At 38.9% G+C, this 16,293-nt stretch carries 15 protein-coding genes; 3 read left to right on the top strand and 12 right to left on the bottom strand.

The window, feature by feature from the left end:
* Nucleotides 1-47 precede the first annotated feature (47 nt).
* Genes feoB through PWP26_RS01680 form a run of 6 tightly spaced genes read right to left on the bottom strand, consistent with a single transcriptional unit; the run spans nucleotide 48 to nucleotide 4,566 of the window.
* Entirely contained in the window at nucleotides 48-2,192 is a 2,145-nt protein-coding gene (gene feoB / locus PWP26_RS01705; RefSeq protein ID WP_301398849.1) for a ferrous iron transport protein B, read from the bottom strand.
* The gene (locus tag PWP26_RS01700; RefSeq protein ID WP_038060166.1) at nucleotides 2,189-2,419 is read right to left on the bottom strand and encodes a ferrous iron transport protein A; all 231 of its coding nucleotides are present in this window, start codon (nucleotides 2,417-2,419) and stop codon (nucleotides 2,189-2,191) included. Before PWP26_RS01700 ends, feoB begins: the two co-directional genes overlap by 4 nt.
* Before the next feature lie 16 nt (nucleotides 2,420-2,435).
* Nucleotides 2,436-3,110 (bottom strand): HD-GYP domain-containing protein, encoded by a 675-nt coding sequence (locus PWP26_RS01695; protein ID WP_038060164.1) that lies wholly within the window; start codon nucleotides 3,108-3,110, stop codon nucleotides 2,436-2,438.
* A gap of 5 nt (nucleotides 3,111-3,115) precedes the next feature.
* Nucleotides 3,116-3,874, bottom strand: a complete 759-nt coding sequence (locus PWP26_RS01690) for a GGDEF domain-containing protein (protein ID WP_051754534.1) — start codon at nucleotides 3,872-3,874, stop codon at nucleotides 3,116-3,118.
* Nucleotides 3,875-3,894: 20 nt separating this feature from the next.
* A complete protein-coding gene (locus PWP26_RS01685; protein ID WP_038060163.1) occupies nucleotides 3,895-4,227 on the bottom strand; it encodes a FeoA family protein in 333 nt (110 codons plus the stop codon).
* Nucleotides 4,228-4,287: 60 nt separating this feature from the next.
* A complete protein-coding gene (locus PWP26_RS01680) occupies nucleotides 4,288-4,566 on the bottom strand; it encodes a DUF2325 domain-containing protein (protein ID WP_301398848.1) in 279 nt (92 codons plus the stop codon).
* Nucleotides 4,567-4,786: 220 nt separating this feature from the next.
* Here PWP26_RS01680 and PWP26_RS01675 point away from each other — a divergent pair, with 220 nt between their 5' ends.
* From PWP26_RS01675 to PWP26_RS01665, 3 genes are all read left to right on the top strand, one after another.
* A complete protein-coding gene (locus tag PWP26_RS01675; protein ID WP_038060162.1) occupies nucleotides 4,787-5,470 on the top strand; it encodes a peroxiredoxin in 684 nt (227 codons plus the stop codon).
* A 12-nt stretch (nucleotides 5,471-5,482) separates the two neighbouring features.
* Nucleotides 5,483-5,716, top strand: a complete 234-nt coding sequence (locus tag PWP26_RS01670; RefSeq protein ID WP_038060161.1) for a helix-turn-helix domain-containing protein — start codon at nucleotides 5,483-5,485, stop codon at nucleotides 5,714-5,716.
* A gap of 275 nt (nucleotides 5,717-5,991) precedes the next feature.
* Entirely contained in the window at nucleotides 5,992-7,761 is a 1,770-nt protein-coding gene (locus tag PWP26_RS01665; protein WP_038060159.1) for a TonB-dependent siderophore receptor, read from the top strand.
* Nucleotides 7,762-7,808: 47 nt separating this feature from the next.
* Here the strand turns inward: PWP26_RS01665 and rbr are convergent, their stop codons facing one another.
* From rbr to PWP26_RS01635, 6 genes are all read right to left on the bottom strand, one after another.
* A complete protein-coding gene (rbr, locus tag PWP26_RS01660; RefSeq protein ID WP_038060158.1) occupies nucleotides 7,809-8,384 on the bottom strand; it encodes a rubrerythrin in 576 nt (191 codons plus the stop codon).
* A gap of 223 nt (nucleotides 8,385-8,607) precedes the next feature.
* Nucleotides 8,608-10,884 carry a flagellar hook-basal body complex protein gene (locus PWP26_RS01655; protein ID WP_301398847.1) on the bottom strand — a complete coding sequence of 759 codons (2,277 nt, stop codon included), beginning with the start codon at nucleotides 10,882-10,884 and terminating at the stop codon, nucleotides 8,608-8,610.
* Between the two features lie 32 nt (nucleotides 10,885-10,916).
* Complete coding sequence (locus PWP26_RS01650) at nucleotides 10,917-12,320, bottom strand: flagellar hook protein FlgE (RefSeq protein WP_301398846.1); 1,404 nt, start codon at nucleotides 12,318-12,320, stop codon at nucleotides 10,917-10,919.
* 3 nt (nucleotides 12,321-12,323) lie between these two features.
* A complete protein-coding gene (locus tag PWP26_RS01645; RefSeq protein ID WP_287568111.1) occupies nucleotides 12,324-13,004 on the bottom strand; it encodes a flagellar hook assembly protein FlgD in 681 nt (226 codons plus the stop codon).
* Nucleotides 13,005-13,018: 14 nt separating this feature from the next.
* Complete coding sequence (locus PWP26_RS01640) at nucleotides 13,019-14,659, bottom strand: flagellar hook-length control protein FliK (protein ID WP_038060154.1); 1,641 nt, start codon at nucleotides 14,657-14,659, stop codon at nucleotides 13,019-13,021.
* A 178-nt stretch (nucleotides 14,660-14,837) separates the two neighbouring features.
* Nucleotides 14,838-16,286, bottom strand: coding sequence for an NADH-quinone oxidoreductase subunit N (locus PWP26_RS01635; protein ID WP_287568112.1), 1,449 nt, complete (start codon nucleotides 16,284-16,286; stop codon nucleotides 14,838-14,840).
* Nucleotides 16,287-16,293: the final 7 nt, after the last annotated feature.

Genomic DNA, 16,293 nt, shown 5'->3' with positions numbered 1-16,293 from the left:
TTAACATAACCTTTAAAATTGTGCCACCTTTATTATAAAAATAATTTTTATAAAATTAACCTTGCAAGATGATAAACTACAAAAGATACTATCCAGGCAACGATAAAGGTAACCAAAATTATCTGACAAACGAACTTAAAGGATCCTGCTTCTATCCTCACGGTTGCTGCATAAACCATGCATGGAAAATATAGGAGTACAAAAACCATAAAAGAAAGAGCTGAAGCAGGGGTAAACCTATTTTGAAGTTCAGATAAAATACCTGTACCTTCTTCTGATACCTCTGCCGTGAGGGTAACGATCCTAAAAGTAGAGATCAGATTAACCCCTACTTCTTTTGTTTTTTCAGCAAAAAGCAAAATCAATTCTTTAAGGTCTTCTTTAAAAGAAAGTTCCTCTTGGGGATTATCTTCAACATCTCCACCATAAATTTGTGCCATCGTTGAAACTATAACCTCTTTTGCAGGAAACCCTGCCAAAAGGCTGGCACTACTTGCCCAATCTCCAAAACCTAAGGGTTTAAAAATAGGGGCTATCAGATGTCCTGTTTTGCCTAAGATTGAGTCTTCAGGTTTTTCAGGCTTCCAGGGAAGGTTTAGTGCCATCCATATGAGAACATTAAAGGCCAAAACCAAAGTCCCTGCTTTGATCACAAAATGTTTTAGCTTAAGCCAGGTGTGGACGGCAAGATTTTTAAAAGTAGGGATACGATAAGGCGGTAGCTCCATGATAAAAGGTCCGCTAATCCCTTTAAAATAGGTTTTGTGAAGAATAACAGCAAGGCTAAGAGCTACAGCTATACCCAACAGATAGAGGAAAAGAAGCACCTCTGCTGAGTGGGTTGCAAAAAAAGCTGCCACAAACAAAGCATAAACTGGCAGTCTTGCTCCACAAGACATAAAAGGAACTATAAACATCGTAAGTTTTCTCTCATGCTCCTGTTCTAAAGTTCTACAAGCATATACAGACGAAACATTACAACCAAACCCCATAAGAAGAGGGATAAAAGCTTTTCCCTGAAGACCAAAGTATCTCATAATTCTATCCATAAGAAAAGCCGCCCTTGCCATATAACCGGTAGCTTCAAGAAAGGTTATCATAAACATGATCATCCCGATGATAGGAATAAAAGACAACACAGTCCCTACTCCTACCCAAATACCATCCACCATAAGGGAAATTAACCAGTCTGTTATCCCTGCAGAGGAAAGCCCTGCCTCTATCCATTTTCTAAAAACTTCATTTATAGCTTTGTCCAAAAAATCTATGTAAGGGTTAGCTACATCAAACGCAACCTTAAAAGAAAGCCACATCACCAGAAGAAAAAGAGGTATACCTAAGATCCTGTTTAAAACTATCTTGTCTATCTTTTCTGTAAAGGTCTCCCGTCTGATTTCTGGACGTTGAAGCACCATTTTGGCAATCCCGGTTGCTAAACCATACCTGACATCAAGCAAGTAATCACTAAACTCTACCTCGTGGACTGTCTTAATGTGTTTGAGGATGTTTTCTATTTCTCTTCTATCAAGCTCAATACCCAACTTTTTTAAAAGATCCTCCTCTCCCTCTAACAACTTAAAAACCACAGCCAAGCTTACCCTTTCTAAATCCGGTTTTACCGCTTTTATACGGTATAAAATCGTTTTTATTAAATCCTCTAACTCCTCTCCATAAGGAAGCTTAGTTGGCACGATTGCCCTTTCAAAGACTTCGATCAAGGCCTCCTTAATTTCTTCAACTCCCTGTTCTTTCACCGCTACCGTTGGGATTGCCTTTACTTTAAGGATTTCTTGTAAAAGTTCTATGTCTACCTTATATCCAAGTTTTTTTGCCTCATCAAACATATTCAAAGCAATTACCATAGGCTTTTCAAGTTCTATCAGTTGTACCACAAAATAAAGGTTTCTTTCAAGATTTGTGGTATCAACCACACATAAAATAACGTCGTAGTCTTCAAGAAAGAGAAAATCTCTGGTAATGGTTTCGTCTACGGTATAAGGGGTTAAACTGTAAGTACCAGGCAAGTCGATGAAGTGTAAAATATAATTTTTATAGGATAGTTTTGCCTGTTTTTTTTCTACCGTTACCCCAGGCCAGTTGCCAACTTGAAGGTTAGCCTTGGCAATGGCGTTTATCAAACTTGATTTACCTGTGTTAGGATTACCAACCACTGCTATCTTTATTTCTTTCATCCTATCACCTCCACCTCTATCAACTCTGCCTCTTTTTTTCTGATAGAAAGATGATATCCTCGCACTTCTACATCTACAGGGTCAGCAAGAGGAGCAATCCTAACTATTTGAAGCTCAACCCCAGGGGTTATACCCATTTCCTTTAGGCGTTGTTTTACCGATGGCGGTCCTTCAACAGAAACTACTTTAACTCTCTTCCCTAAATTAACCTTAGAAAGTTTGGGCATCGGTTTTCACCTCCTTTTAAGATTTGGTTATCAAACCTAACCAACCCCTTATTCTTTCCTCCATGCTAAGAAAAATGTCTACTATTTCTGGGTCAAACTGAGAACCTGAGCCTTTTTTGAGTTCTTCCAAAGCTTCTTCGAAACTTAAAGGTTCTCTGTAAGGGCGATTGTCTGTCATCGCAGAAAAAGCATCAGCTACAGCTATTATCCTTGCTCCAAGAGGTATTTCCCGTTTTTTTAGACCTGCAGGATAACCCTTTCCATCCCATCTTTCATGATGATAAAGCACCATCTCTATAACCCCACCTTTGCCTTGAAAAATCCTGATATCTTTGAGATAATCTGCCCCAATCACTGGATGTTTTTTGACTATATTCCACTCCTGCTGTGTTAAAGGACCTGGTTTTTTCAAGATTTCATCAGGTAGAGCAAACTTTCCGATATCATGGAGATGTCCTGCTATATGAATAAGGTCTGCCAGTTTAGGAGGAAGCCCTAAGGCTAAAGCAAGCATGTAGCTTAACACAGCTACTTTTTCTGAGTGGTATTTGGTATACAGGTCTTTACTTTCCATGAGATTGGTCAAGACTTCACAAATTTGATGAACAGTAACCATCAGAGGTTGACATTTTTCTATCTGACAACATAATTCTACGATTTCAGGGTCATAAAGGCACTGTTTGGCCAACATCTTCCCTACTCCTCACAAACAGAAACTGAGTTCTTCCCAGACCTTTTTGCTTGATAAAGGGCCTTATCAGTCATTTCAAAAAGTAGTTCCAGGGGTCTAACCGGGGGAGCTCCACAAATCCCAAGACTTACGGTAACTTTTAAAGGTTGACCCTGCCACCAGACAACATGGTTAGCCACAGCCCTTCTTATACGCTCGGCAATCAACTTTCCTAACTCAAGGGTAGTATTTTTTAATAACAAGGCTATTTCCTCTCCACCCCATCTAACAGCCAGGTCTGTTTTCCTGAGGTTGGTTTTGATGACTTGAGAGATATCTTTTAAAACCCTATCTCCTGCTTGGTGCCCAAAGGTGTCGTTGAATCTTTTAAAATCATCCACATCTGCTAAAACCAAGCAATACGGTGGGTTGGCTAACTCTTTTCTTAAGAGATTTTCAGCAAACTGTCGTGTTAGAAGACCTGTCAACTGGTCAACCCTTGCAAAATCTCTCAACATCTCATAGGAGGTTTTCAACGGTCTAACCAAGATATACTTTAGGAATGCTTTATCTAAAGCTACTCTACTTTCGTTAAACCTGACTACCACCCTATCTCCAAAAGGGTCCTGATGGATAATTTCTACCAAAGTTCCCTCCTGAACGCCAATGCTTTTTAACCTCAGGCTTAAGTCAAAGGAAGAAATACATATCACCTCAGCCAATTCTCCTAATGGGAAGTTAGACAGGGGATAAACGGTAAATTTTTGACATTTTCGTATACTCATCCCTGCCTCCCTCCTTTTAACTATGATTTATGGTTTGTTTTAAGAACCATTATTTTCATCGCCAGTTTTCGGCTTAGCGCGATAAAAGTTTCTTCTACCCTAAGAAGAATAGGATTACCTGGCTTGTTTTGTTTTACCTCTACTACCTGCCCGGGTTTAAGCCCCATAGACCCAATCTTTTGGTTAACAACATCTTTTTTACCTCTTAGACAACACTTAACACCACCACAACCTCTACAGGTATACCAAGAATCAACCTTTAAGTCTGAAGAAAGAGAATAGATTTTGCCAAGCTCTCCTTCTCTAAGAAGAGCTAAAGGGATTAATCCCTTTTCTTTTAAACCCTCAACCATGTCTGACCTCCCTTATTTAATTTATTCTGCATTTCATTTGCAATAAATAGACAAAAAAATTTAGGCATGCACCCTTAACTGGGTAATAAGTTTTTTGATTCTACAAAGACCTTTGGACCGGCAAAAGATACATTTTTTCTTACCGCAACTTTTAGCAAGCTTAACAAGCTCATGAGATACACATCCTGTTATTATGATTATGTAATCAGCTGATGAAAGGGTATGAGAGGCTTGAGGAGACCATCTGTTAATAAACCTGAGTTTCAGCTGGTTTTCTTTAGCATATTCTTCTAACTGAGGTTTTAACCTATCGTGCCCTCCTACGACCACAACTGTCATACCTACCCTCCTGTTTGTTTTTACCATCCTGCTTTTTAAAATTGCAATTGAAATTAAATCTCAATTTACTCATATTTTTTATTTTGTCAAGTCTTTTTAGAATGTTTAAATTTTAAATTTTTAGGGTATTTGAATTTTTACCCCTTGACAAAATTTTATCCTGCATTATAATTCTTATTAAAAATTAGTTTTAATTAAAAATAATTACAGGAGGTGGGTTATGGAAGAGGTAAAAGAAGTAATCAGTATGCCAAGGATTGGAGACCAAGCTCCAAGTTTTGAGGCTATGACCACGATGGGACCTATCAAGTTTCCAGAAGACTTTAAAGGACAGTGGGTGGTGTTCTTTTCCCATCCGGCAGACTTTACTCCAGTTTGTTCTACCGAGTTTTTAGCCTTTGCTCAGATGAACGAAGAGTTTGCCAAAAGAAACGTTCAGCTTTTAGGTTTAAGCATAGACAGCGTGTTCTCTCACATCGCCTGGGCTATGAACCTAAAAGAAAAAACCGGAATAGAGATTCCCTTCCCTATAGTAGCTGATGCTGATGGTAGAGTAGCAAAGCTTTATGGGATGTTACATCCAGGAGAAAGTTCCACCGCTACCGTAAGGGCTGTTTTTATCATAGACCCTAACGGTAAGATAAGGGCTATAATTTACTATCCTCTTTCTGCAGGAAGAAACATGAGAGAAATCTTAAGGTTGATTGATGCCTTACAAACTGCTGACAAGCATGGGGTAGCCACTCCTGCCAACTGGGTTCCTGAGCCTCAGGTTTGGGAGTTTACTGAGGAGAACACAAAGGTAATAGTACCTCCTCCAACCTCCTATGAAGAGGCAGTAAACAGGGCTAAACAGGGATATGAATACATCGACTGGTATTTTTGCAAGAAAAAACTGAGTTAGAGGGAAAAAAACATGTCTACAGGTTGTGTAAGCCCTGACGGAAGGCTTAGCGAAAGAGCTCTTGGGCTGTTAAAGTTGTTAGAAGAAAAAGGGGCTCTTACCCCTGCTGAAATAGCAGAAATAACCAAAAGACCCCTTTTTCAAGTAAGAAGTTCGCTAAGAGAACTTACAGAGGCTGGGTTTATTACCTCATCAGAAGGGGAAAAATACAGGCTTACAGAAAAAGGACGTGCAGCTTTAAGTTAAAGCTCTTTTATTTTTATAAAAACAGGAGGAAGGGAAAAATTCCCTTCCTCCTGTTTAAACTTTTTCACGTTTAGGGTCTAATTTAACCCCAAAATTTTCCTTAAAAAAGTTACCTTCTAACCCTTTTCTAACATATCTTTTTACTTTCCCCTTTTAAATTCAACCCTAAGAAGTTGACTTTTGATGTTTTTATGTTAACCTTTTTTAAATTTTTGGTTAACGAAATTTAAACCCTTTATCTAAAAACCAAAATCTCCTTTGGTATGGGGGCAAAGATGGGGATAGGCAGGATTTTAGGATTAGGAGGGGTTTTGTGGTTTTTATTTAACACAAATGCAGAGGCTGAAAACAGCGAAAAGATTACCTCAGTTTTTCTTGAGGAGGTCAAGGTTACAGCCCCGGCAAGTGTTGAAACGGTTGAACGTGTCTCTCAAGAGGTAAAAGTGTTGAAAGAGGGTTGGGAGTTAAAGATCGGGCCTGAGAGGTTTTCTAATTTGCAATTTAGAGAAAGAGGAGAGTTTGGGGTGCAGCAGGATCTTTCTATCAGAGGTTCTACGTTTGAGCAAAATCTGGTAGTTTTTGAGGGTATAAGACTTTCTGACCCTCAAACAGGGCATCATCTTATGAACCTTCCTTTCACTCAAGAAGAGCTTTCTTCTGTAGAGTTGCTGGCAGGAGGAGCAAGTGCCCTTTATGGCCCTGGTGGTTTTGGTGGAGCCATCAACTTTAACCTCAAAAAGCCAGAAAAGGGAGTTTTTTTATCAGGAGGATACGGAAGCTATGACCTATGGGAGATGAAAGGTAGCTTAGGTTTTGAATTAGGAAACACCCCTTTAGGAATTAATCTTTCTCAGCAGAAATCAAACGGTTTTATCTGGAACCGAGATTTTGACATAAGAACCTTTAATACCTACGTAAAAGACCAAAGTAAACTAATTTTTTATGGTTTTCAGGAAAAAGACTTTGGGGCAAGAAATTTTTATACCACTAAATACAACACAGAATGGGAAGAAACAAGGACCCATCTTTTTGTAGCCAAAAAGAATTTTTACGGAAATTCATGGTTTTTTGAGCCTGCACTGCTATACAGAATCCATTATGATACTTATCTTCTTGATCGCAATAATCCAGACTTTTATAAAAACCAGCACAAATCTCAGGTATTAAGGGCAAACTTGCCTTTAAGGTTAGAAAAAAGACTTGCTGACTATGTGGTTGGAGTTGAGGCTTCTTATGAAACCCTTGATAGCTCAAGGCTGGGAGACCATGTTAGACAAGGGTTAGGGGCTTATTTTTGGATATATCCGAAGATAAGTGATAAATTTTTCCCAAGCCTTGGGGTTCGATATGACAGCCTGGCTAAGAATGAAGACCTCTTTTCTTACTACTTAGGGCTTGCCTATCTGATCAACCCTAAGCTAAAAACCAGGGCCTCTTTTAGTTTTTCCTATAGAGCTCCAAGCTTTACAGAACTATACTATGATTCGCCTTATACCAAGGGTAACCCTGGTCTTTCTAACGAAAAGGCCTATAACTCAGAAATAGGTTTTGATTATAAGACCTCACACGTTGCTCTTTCAGGAACGCTTTTTTATAGAACAGGGAAAGACATCATAGACTGGATAAAGGTAGGAGCTATAACTCAAGCTCAAAACATAGAGGAACTAAAAACCTTGGGAGCTACCATGGACTTAAACATAGCATTTAACAGGATTAAACCGTTTCTAAGCTATACCTACTTAAACCAGGTAGCCAAAAACCTAAGTTCAGCCAGATACCAGGGTTCTTATCTAAGACATAACTTAGTAGGTGGGGTTTATGCAAAACTTCCCTGGGATATAGATTTGATCGTTAGCGCCAACCTGAGAAAACCCTATCGAGCTAATGAGATATACCTTTTAAACCTGGAATTGAAAAAACAGTTTAAAACCGGGGTTGGCCTTAGTTTATGGGGAAAAAACCTTCTTGACGAAGAATACGAGGAAATAAAAGGGGTAAAGGCCTGGCCTCAAACCTTTGGGTTAAGAATAGAGTTTAAAAAGTAATCTGTTTAAAGGGGCGTTAACGCCCCTTTAAACCATTTAAAAGATTTTTACCAGTTTTCACAGACTAATTCAAAGTAGGCTCTTGGGTGGTCGCAAGAAGGACACTTTTCAGGTGCTTCAAGTCCTCTGTGAATATAACCGCAGTTTCTGCATCTCCAGATGACTTCTATCTTTTTCTTGAAAACCGTTCCTTCCTTCAGGTTGTTGGCTAAAGCAAGGTATCTTTTTTCATGAAACTGCTCAGCTATAGCTATGGCTTCAAACACTCTGGCGATTTCCTCAAAACCCTCTTCTCTTGCGATCTTAGCAAAGGTAGGATACATTACTTTATATTCATAGTTTTCTCCACTTGCTGCATGAAGCAGGTTTTCAAGGGTGTTTCCCAATTTTCCTGCAGGAAACTTAGCGGTAATCTCTACCTCTCCTCCTTCTAAAAACTTATAAAGCCTTTTTGCATGCTCCTTTTCCTGGTTAGCAGTCTCCTCAAAGATAAAGGAAATCTGTTCAAATCCCTCTTTTTTAGCTATAGAGCTGTAAAAGGTATAACGGTTACGCGCCTGGGACTCTCCAGCAAAGGCAGTCAAAATGTTCTTTTCTGTCTGGGTGCCCTTTAGACTTTTCATACCTAACCTCCTTATTATTTTTTTTATTTAAGAATTATTATAATATATTTTCTCTAAAAGTCAAGACATCTTTACAGGTTTTTTAAATTATTTTTTTATAATCTTTGAGCCTTCATCTAACCAATAGATAACAATCTTATTTAGGAGATGTAAGGGTTAGATTAGGGAAAAAGAAAGATACCCTGGGAAGGGTTAGTTAGCCTTCCCAGGGAGAACCAAAAAATTATCTCTTAAGGTTTATCAGTTCTTCAAGCATAGTATCTGAGACGGTGATGATACGGGAATCAGCCTGGAAGCCTCTCTGAAAGATAATCATTTTTACAAACTGTTCTCCCAGGTCTACGTTAGACTGTTCTATCGAGTTAGGAGCTATCGTTCCAAGGCCATTGCTACCTGGTTTACCTGTCACAGGAGGCCCTGAGTGGGTGGTTTCTTTAAAGAGATTACCCCCTACTTTTTGGAGCCTTTCAGGAGCGTTAAAGTTTGCCAAAGAAACCATCCAGAGAGGAATAACCCTTCCGTTAGAATAATTGCCGGTGATAATACCTTGGTTGTCTACAGTTATACTTTCAAGAGCTCCTGGGCCAAAACCGTCTTGGTCGTAAAAAATGGTGGCATTAGAGGTTGCGTATTGCGTAGTTCTTACAGATTCAGACCTCCAGGAGTCTTTAAAAAAGTATCCAAAGTTTAATTCTATTTGCTGAAGGTCATTTCTTACAAGACCTTGATCTTGCGAGTTTGGTGGGTAAATATCATATGGAAAATCTATGCCCAAAAAGTCGGCTATCATAAGGGGGTAACCATGTGGACCAAGGGCTGAAAATTTATCCACCGGGTCTGGAACAGGATTACCAGAGGTATCTACTACCTGAACTAAAGCCCCAGTGTTTGCATCCACTCTGTAAGTTTCATAAAACTTTTTTACATTTCCTTGGTTATCAAATTCAAGCCTACCATACATCAAGACCCCTTTTAAACTCTTAGCCTGTACATTACCTGAAAGTATTTGAAGTTTTTGAGTAATCGTTCCTTCTTCGTATTGCCACTGCATAGGAAGAGTATCTTTGGTAAAATCTCTCATATCTTCATTAGGGTTACAAGCCACCAAAAATTCGTAAACGTTATCTTTGGTGGTAGGGTTATAGTAAACCGTAATCTCATGTGGGGTTCCAAGAGAATCATAAACTGTAAGGGTTGTTCTGTAAGAATAGGCAGTAGAAGGTATAGGAACATCCTGTCTTGCATCCCAGTATGAAAGAAGGGTGTCAGTTTCCTGTAAAGTAAACACTGTGGCAGTTGGTGTACCACCACCATACCCTAAATTAGACCAGTCTAAGTTGATCCTTTGAGTGGTTCCATCAAGAAAAAAGAAAATGTTCGTTTCATCAGATTTATCACCTTTTACAAGGAGGGTCCCTGTCTCTTGAGTAGGGTCATCAGGGTTAGTTGCTGGAGTTGCGGCAGGATTTTCAAAAACCCTGTAGTCCCATCTGCTATCCGTACTATCATACCTTATATAAACACGTATCTTCCTTTGCGTTCCGTTAGCATCTATTACCTGAGGATCAGTAGGAGCAATAAAGTCTATATATTCCCAGGTATCTGGGTCTACATCACCTGACAGTTCTATCCTTCCTGTTCTTCCTGGCATCTTAATGTCGTTGGGACCGTTTACATGGGTAACACCGCTCCAGTCAAAACTTATCACCTCTTTGGTAGAAGGGAGCTCAAAGGAGACTCTGGTTGAGGTGCTGTCTACCGCACTAACTATCGGTTGATTGGTTTCCAAATTATAAATTTCGTAAGCCCATTTTTGGGTTGCTGCATTATACCCGAGTCTTATTCCTATCTTATTGTCTTTACCGTCTACGTCCCTTATTACTACTTCATAATAGCCTGTAGGAGGGAAATAGGTATAGTTCCCGTCTGAAGGGTCGTCGTATAGATTTCCGCTTAAAAAAATAAGCTTGGTTCTCGTTTCCTCTCTTGCATCCAAGTTTGTGATAACATCTATTTTGGAAGTTTTAACCGGAGGAGAAGAGCGGTCTATTTGAATGTCGGTGATAGCACCGGTTATGTCTCCGGTTACCTCATCTATCCTCCATCCTTGCACCCTTAACCCACCTGCATTAACTAAATATCCCTCTTTATCTATCACAAACTGCCCATCTCTGGTATAAAAGGTGTTTCCTGTGCCTTTAGGATCTTTTACGATAAAAAAACCTGCTCCGGCTATAGCCATATCAGTTGGGTTAGCTGTTGATTCAAAAGACCCTTGAGTAAAAAGCGGATAAAGTGCCTGAATACTTGCTCCTCTTCCAAGTTGTCCTGAACCAGCCCCAGTATTGATACTTTGTGCCATAACATCGCTAAAAGAGATCCTAGCACCTTTAAAAGCTGTGGTATTTAAATTAGAAACATTGTCTCCGATTACACTCATCCCATGGCCAAGGGCTCTTAATCCACTTGTTCCTGTAAACAAGGCATCGGTCAAACCCATATTAACACCCCCTTATATTTTTATCGGATTTTTTATCGTTTACTTAAAAAATCTTCTAACATCTGGTCTGCGGTGGTTATCACCCTGGTATTGCTCTGAAAAGCCCTTTGCAAGGTAATTAAACTCACCATCTCCGAAGCTAAATCTACGTTTGAGTTTTCGAGGGCTCCAGAAAGAAGTCTTCCTCTTTCAAACACCCCAGGAGAGAAGATAAACGGCTGAGCACCTTCTCTGGCCATAAAAAGTCCGTTTCCTACCTTAATTAAATTTTCTTCATAACCAGAAAAATCTGCCAAGAAAATCTTTGAAACCTCTATGTTCTTATTGTTGGTATACCAGGCAACCACCTTACCTTCTTCAGTAATCACCTCTATCTTGTCAAACACTCCCATTGGATAGCCATCTTGGTTAAAATACAGCTGAGCAAAAGGATTAGCTTGAAGCTTACTGGAGTTAACAAATCTCGTTATACTTCCGTCTGGTTCTACTCTAAAACCAAGATTTAAGGTTATGGAGTGGGTAGCCCCTCCTATGTTTACCTGAAACTGTGGTCTTCCAAGAGTGGTTAAATCCATCGGTGGGTCAACTGTGGGGTCAAAGGAAGAAGGGTTGGTTATCTCCCAAAAATTAGCCCCCACTATATCTTCGTTACCTCCAAAAGATAGCCTTCCATACAGAAATGCCCCTTGATATTTCCCTGAACCTCTTCCATCTAAGGCTGGATCTTCCAGGGCAAACAAAAGCTCATATTCATTAGAATTTGCCGTGCGGTCTACATAAAGTTTAAAGTTAGTCTTGTTCCCAAAGGCATCATAACCATAAAGATCAAAGACGTAGTCAAACTTCTGGTTTTCTATTATATCAGAAGAGGTTGCATCATAACTTTGCCAAAGGGGATCGTCTATAGGTTCAACAGGTTTGGTGCTATCGAAGATAAGTTGAAGGTCTATGTTAGATGTGCTTTTAGGAGGCATAACCTTAGGGATGAGATATGGTTTAAGATTGGTTAAATCGGCTGAAGTTGCATCTGGATCTGAACCCAAAAGGTAAAGTCCCATACTGTTTTGTAAGGCCAAGTGTTGTTCGTCTACCTGGTTAACAAAAAACTGTCCATCTCGAGTATAAAAAATATTTCCTTTTTGGTCTGAAACCACAAAGAAGCCCTTACCAGAGATGGCAAGGTCAGTTGGAGAATCTGTGGTTACGATAGCCCCTTGGTTAAAAAGCGTTCTTATAGCCTTTACGTTACTTCCCAACCCTTTTTCCTTCCTAAAAGTTTCTCCATAAGCCTCTACCAGGGCATTGGCAAACTCATATCTCCCTCCTTTAAACCCGGTAGTGTTAAGGTTAGAGATGTTGTCTGCAGAAACGTTCATCCCCATAGAAGTGGTTAACACCCCGCTATATCCTATATACATGACACCAAAAAGTCCCATCCTTTAACCTCCTATCAATTCTTTGATGTCAGAAAGTTGGATTTCCTGGACTCCGTTTATCACAAGCCTGTTTTCTTCCCCTAACTTAGCTCCTGTTACCCTAGCTACCATCGTAGGTTTTACCGAATTGACTGTTTTACCGTCATAAAGAAGGACAGAAAAGGTATAGTTACCATCAGGCACAAGATTTCCCGCCTGATCCTTTCCATCCCATTCTATCTTATGGATCCCTTCTTTAAGGTCTGTAAGGGTTATCTTTTTTACCAGATTACCTTTAGAATCCCTTATAACTATTTCTCCTCCGGTGACAAACCCCTCAACCTTAAACTCACCCCCTAAAAACTGACCTTGCTCTACCCTTCCTATGTTTGAATCTACCTTTACCTTTTTATCTACCAAACTTGAGACATAGGTAAGATTAAGGTTTTTACCAAGGTCAACCAAACTCTTTAAGGTGTCGTTTATGTTAAAAAGCTGGTCTACCTGATTGAACAAAGCAAGTTGAATAGCCATATCGTTGTTTTCAAGAGGTTTCATAGGGTCTTGATACCGAAGTTGAGTAACAAAAAGTTTTATAAAATCATCTTTTTGTAAAACTTTTTTAGGTGTTCTCTGGGTATTCTGAGAAGAGCTGTTTACTGAACTAATGGTAGAACTATTGGTGTTAACCGGGGTGGTAGCCATAACCTTTTTCCTCCTTAAACGATAAAATAATGTTTCCCTTTTAGGTTTTTGAACCCTTTCTCAAGAGGTAAAATATTAAGATCTTGATTTTGTGCTTCTAAATCAGTCTTTAACCCTTTAGTCCCCTCTCTTTTCTCTCCAGATCCACCTGCAAAACCCTGATAACCCCAGTTGAGCTGAGTCTGGAAATCTTTAAGAGAGAGCCCAAGTTCTTTTAAACTTTCTTTTATGGCTTCAACGTTATTTTGAAGTTCACGAAAGGCTTCTTCTTTCTCCACCCTGGCTACGATGATTACCTCTTTTTCTTTAACCTTAATCTCTAAATCAAGACCTCCTAAATGGGGAGGTTCAAGCCTTACATAAGCCTTCTTTTCTCCTTCTGGAAGAACCTCTGCCGAAAACCTCTTCACAAACTCAAAAAACTGAGGAGACATCTTATCTCCTTCTAAAAACTTTACAGTCTCTATATTTACCAGGTGCTGGTCGTTAGACCTTAGGTGAGACACTTGATGATAAAAAAATTGGAACCGAGTTAACCCTCCCTGTCCTTCTTGAGAAAACCCTTGTTTCTCTTTTAATAAAGCAATACCCTCGGCTAAAAAGGATCCTTTTTCTTTAACTCTTTCAAAATATCTTTCAAACATCCCGGCAGTTTTATCTAAAACCTCTTGAGGACCTGAAGGCTTAGTAGATAATCCCTTAATCACCTCAAACGGGGCTTCAGTTAAGTTCAAACCCTTTACTTCTGCATTTCTCTCCCCTAAAATAGTCTGTTGTTCAAACAATCTTTCTCTCAACTTATTAAACAAACTATCAACAACCTGATTATTGGTTATAAAACCTTCCTTTAAACGTGCCTCAGCTTGATTTACAACCTCTAACAACCTTGGCTTTAACTCTAAAAAGTTTTTATCAGAAAAAACCTCACTCTTTAGCTTTTCTTCAAGTTTTTGTATCAAGTTCTGAAAAGATAAAACATCTTCCTTCCCTAAAACTGTTTGTAATTTTTCTCCTTGGAGTAAATTTTGCTCTTCCTCCGTAACAGACAGATCATTTTTTATCTTAAAAAACGAATAAGCCCAAAGAGATGTCATCTCTTCGTTAGGCTGAAATCCAGTTTCTATCTTATGATTTAGCCAGATTAGAAAATCGCTTTTAAGGTCAGGCAAAAATAAAAGTTTGTTCAATTCTTCATAAACCCTAAGTTTTTCTGAGGGATTATTTAAAAATTTATCCAAAAGTTCTCCCAAGCCCTTTTGGTTTAGATTTAACCCAGAAACCTCTGTTAATCCTTCTTTAGATATGGATTGAATAACTCCATCCAAGTTAATACCTGTCCTATCAACCAAATATCCCCAAAACAAAAAACTCCACACACCTTGCAGGTCCTCATCTTGAGCTTGGTCTTTTTGAAAAATCTTAGTGTGAGACAGACCTTCAGTTTGTGTTCCTTTAGTCTGTATTAAACCCTGAACTTGGTCTGCGTTTATACCCTGAGAACTCAACAGCTGAGAAGAAGGATCTCCGTTAGAAAGCAAATAAAGAAGGATAACTTGTAGAAAGTTAAATTCCTGATTAATCTCTCCTGAAATACCCCCATTAGATAAAAAAAGGTTGCCACAGGAACAATTATTTGAATTTAAATTTATCTTCATCTTAGCTCCCCTCAAGGCTTTTTTAATTTAAAATCAAAAAGTGTGCCTAAATTTGAAAACTTAGGCTTTGGCAAAACTTAAGAAAAATGAAAGGTTAGCCGAAAAGGAGTTAGATCAGGGCAGGAAAAATTAGTCCTGTTTATTGATAAAGAGAAGGGAAAAGATTTCCTAAAGGTGTTTAGTATGGATAAAAAAGAAAGGTAAGATAAAGATAAAGGGTTCTGTAAACCATGTCTACCCAAGGTTTGGGGTAGATACCGATCAAAAGGGTAAGAAAAGCGGTTATACTCACAGGGAACCAAACCCCAGGTTCCCAACGGTAGGAAAAGGTTTCCTCAGTTTTTTCCATGTAGATAAACTTTAAAACCCTAAGATAAGGATAAGCCCCTATCACTGAAAAAAGAACAGCTAAGATAGCTACCCAGATATATCCTGACTTAACCAAACCGATAAAAAGATAAAATTTTCCCATAAAACCTGCTGTCGGAGGAATCCCTGCTAAAGCAAACATAAAAATCAAGGTTAAAAAACTAAGCCCAGGGGAGATTTGGCTCAAGCCTGACAGTTTAGGTATATAAAGAAGATCCTTTTGGTAGTTGGCCAAAAACACCGCTATACTAAACATTCCTATGGTCATGATAAGATAAACCCAAAGGTAAAAAATCGTAAAGCTATAGCCTATCAGGTCTCCAGTAATCAGGCCTAAACCAGCATAACCTGCATGTGCAATAGAGGAAAAGGCAAGCATCCTTATCAGATGGTCTTGCTTGATAGCAAGCACATTTCCGATAAGAATGGTTAACAAAACCACAGGAATAAGTATTTGCCCTATCTTGGCTTTTAAAGGAATAAAGGCTACCATAAGCAACTTTATCAGACAGGCTATAACCACAAACTTGATTATGGAGGCGATAAAGGAGGTTATAGGCAAGGGTGCGCTTTCATAAGCATCAGGAGCCCACATATGAAAAGGCACAAAGGGTATCTTCACCGAAAAACCTGCCAAAATAAACAAAAATCCTAACAGCACATAGGTTAACTCTGCCTTACCAAACAGACTTTGGGCAATCTGCATAAAAAACAAAGATCCGGTAGCACTATAAACCAACCCCATACCCAAAAGTAAAAATACCGACCCCATAGCTCCAGCCAGGAAGTATTTAAAAGAACCTTCTAAGGATTTACGCTGTTGGGCAAAGTTTAACGCTATCAAAAGGTATACAGGGAAACTCATCAGCTCCATCGAAAGATACATGGTGATCAAATCCATAGAAGAAAGCATCAAAAAAGCACCTATCAGAGAAAGGATCAAAAACCCATAATACTCCCCGTAGTTAAGCTGTGAATGATAGGTAAGATAGTTCTTAGAAAGGATAACAACCAAAAAGGCACCAAACAAAACGATAAACTTAAAGACTATCGAGAAAAAATCGTTTTGATAACTTAACGTAAACCCTCCAAAAGGCGAGATTAAAAGCACACCACTTGCTATCAAAAGAGACAAAAGGGTTAACCAAAAGGCATATCCTTTGTTTTTAAAAAATCTATCAAAAAGAAAAACAAAACAACCTACTAGCAAAAGAAGAATCTCAGAAAGTATTACTCCAAAGTTAAGCTCTATGGTCATAACTTTT

The organism is Thermodesulfobacterium sp., from assembly GCF_030445475.1.
GTDB lineage: Bacteria > Desulfobacterota > Thermodesulfobacteria > Thermodesulfobacteriales > Thermodesulfobacteriaceae > Thermodesulfobacterium > Thermodesulfobacterium commune.
This window is presented reverse-complemented; position numbering and strand designations above follow the sequence as displayed.

Excerpts from the sequence above, each read along its gene's own strand:
- feoB (WP_301398849.1), bottom strand. The coding sequence starts at position 2,192 with ATGAAAGAAATAAAGATAGCAGTGGTTGGTAATCCTAACACAGGTAAA.
- PWP26_RS01700 (WP_038060166.1), bottom strand. The coding sequence starts at position 2,419 with ATGCCCAAACTTTCTAAGGTTAATTTAGGGAAGAGAGTTAAAGTAGTT.
- PWP26_RS01695 (WP_038060164.1), bottom strand. The coding sequence starts at position 3,110 with ATGTTGGCCAAACAGTGCCTTTATGACCCTGAAATCGTAGAATTATGT.
- PWP26_RS01690 (WP_051754534.1), bottom strand. The coding sequence starts at position 3,874 with ATGAGTATACGAAAATGTCAAAAATTTACCGTTTATCCCCTGTCTAAC.
- PWP26_RS01685 (WP_038060163.1), bottom strand. The coding sequence starts at position 4,227 with ATGGTTGAGGGTTTAAAAGAAAAGGGATTAATCCCTTTAGCTCTTCTT.
- PWP26_RS01680 (WP_301398848.1), bottom strand. The coding sequence starts at position 4,566 with ATGACAGTTGTGGTCGTAGGAGGGCACGATAGGTTAAAACCTCAGTTA.
- PWP26_RS01675 (WP_038060162.1), top strand. The coding sequence starts at position 4,787 with ATGGAAGAGGTAAAAGAAGTAATCAGTATGCCAAGGATTGGAGACCAA.
- PWP26_RS01670 (WP_038060161.1), top strand. The coding sequence starts at position 5,483 with ATGTCTACAGGTTGTGTAAGCCCTGACGGAAGGCTTAGCGAAAGAGCT.
- PWP26_RS01665 (WP_038060159.1), top strand. The coding sequence starts at position 5,992 with ATGGGGATAGGCAGGATTTTAGGATTAGGAGGGGTTTTGTGGTTTTTA.
- rbr (WP_038060158.1), bottom strand. The coding sequence starts at position 8,384 with ATGAAAAGTCTAAAGGGCACCCAGACAGAAAAGAACATTTTGACTGCC.
- PWP26_RS01655 (WP_301398847.1), bottom strand. The coding sequence starts at position 10,884 with ATGGGTTTGACCGATGCCTTGTTTACAGGAACAAGTGGATTAAGAGCC.
- PWP26_RS01650 (WP_301398846.1), bottom strand. The coding sequence starts at position 12,320 with ATGGGACTTTTTGGTGTCATGTATATAGGATATAGCGGGGTGTTAACC.
- PWP26_RS01645 (WP_287568111.1), bottom strand. The coding sequence starts at position 13,004 with ATGGCTACCACCCCGGTTAACACCAATAGTTCTACCATTAGTTCAGTA.
- PWP26_RS01640 (WP_038060154.1), bottom strand. The coding sequence starts at position 14,659 with ATGAAGATAAATTTAAATTCAAATAATTGTTCCTGTGGCAACCTTTTT.
- PWP26_RS01635 (WP_287568112.1), bottom strand. The coding sequence starts at position 16,286 with ATGACCATAGAGCTTAACTTTGGAGTAATACTTTCTGAGATTCTTCTT.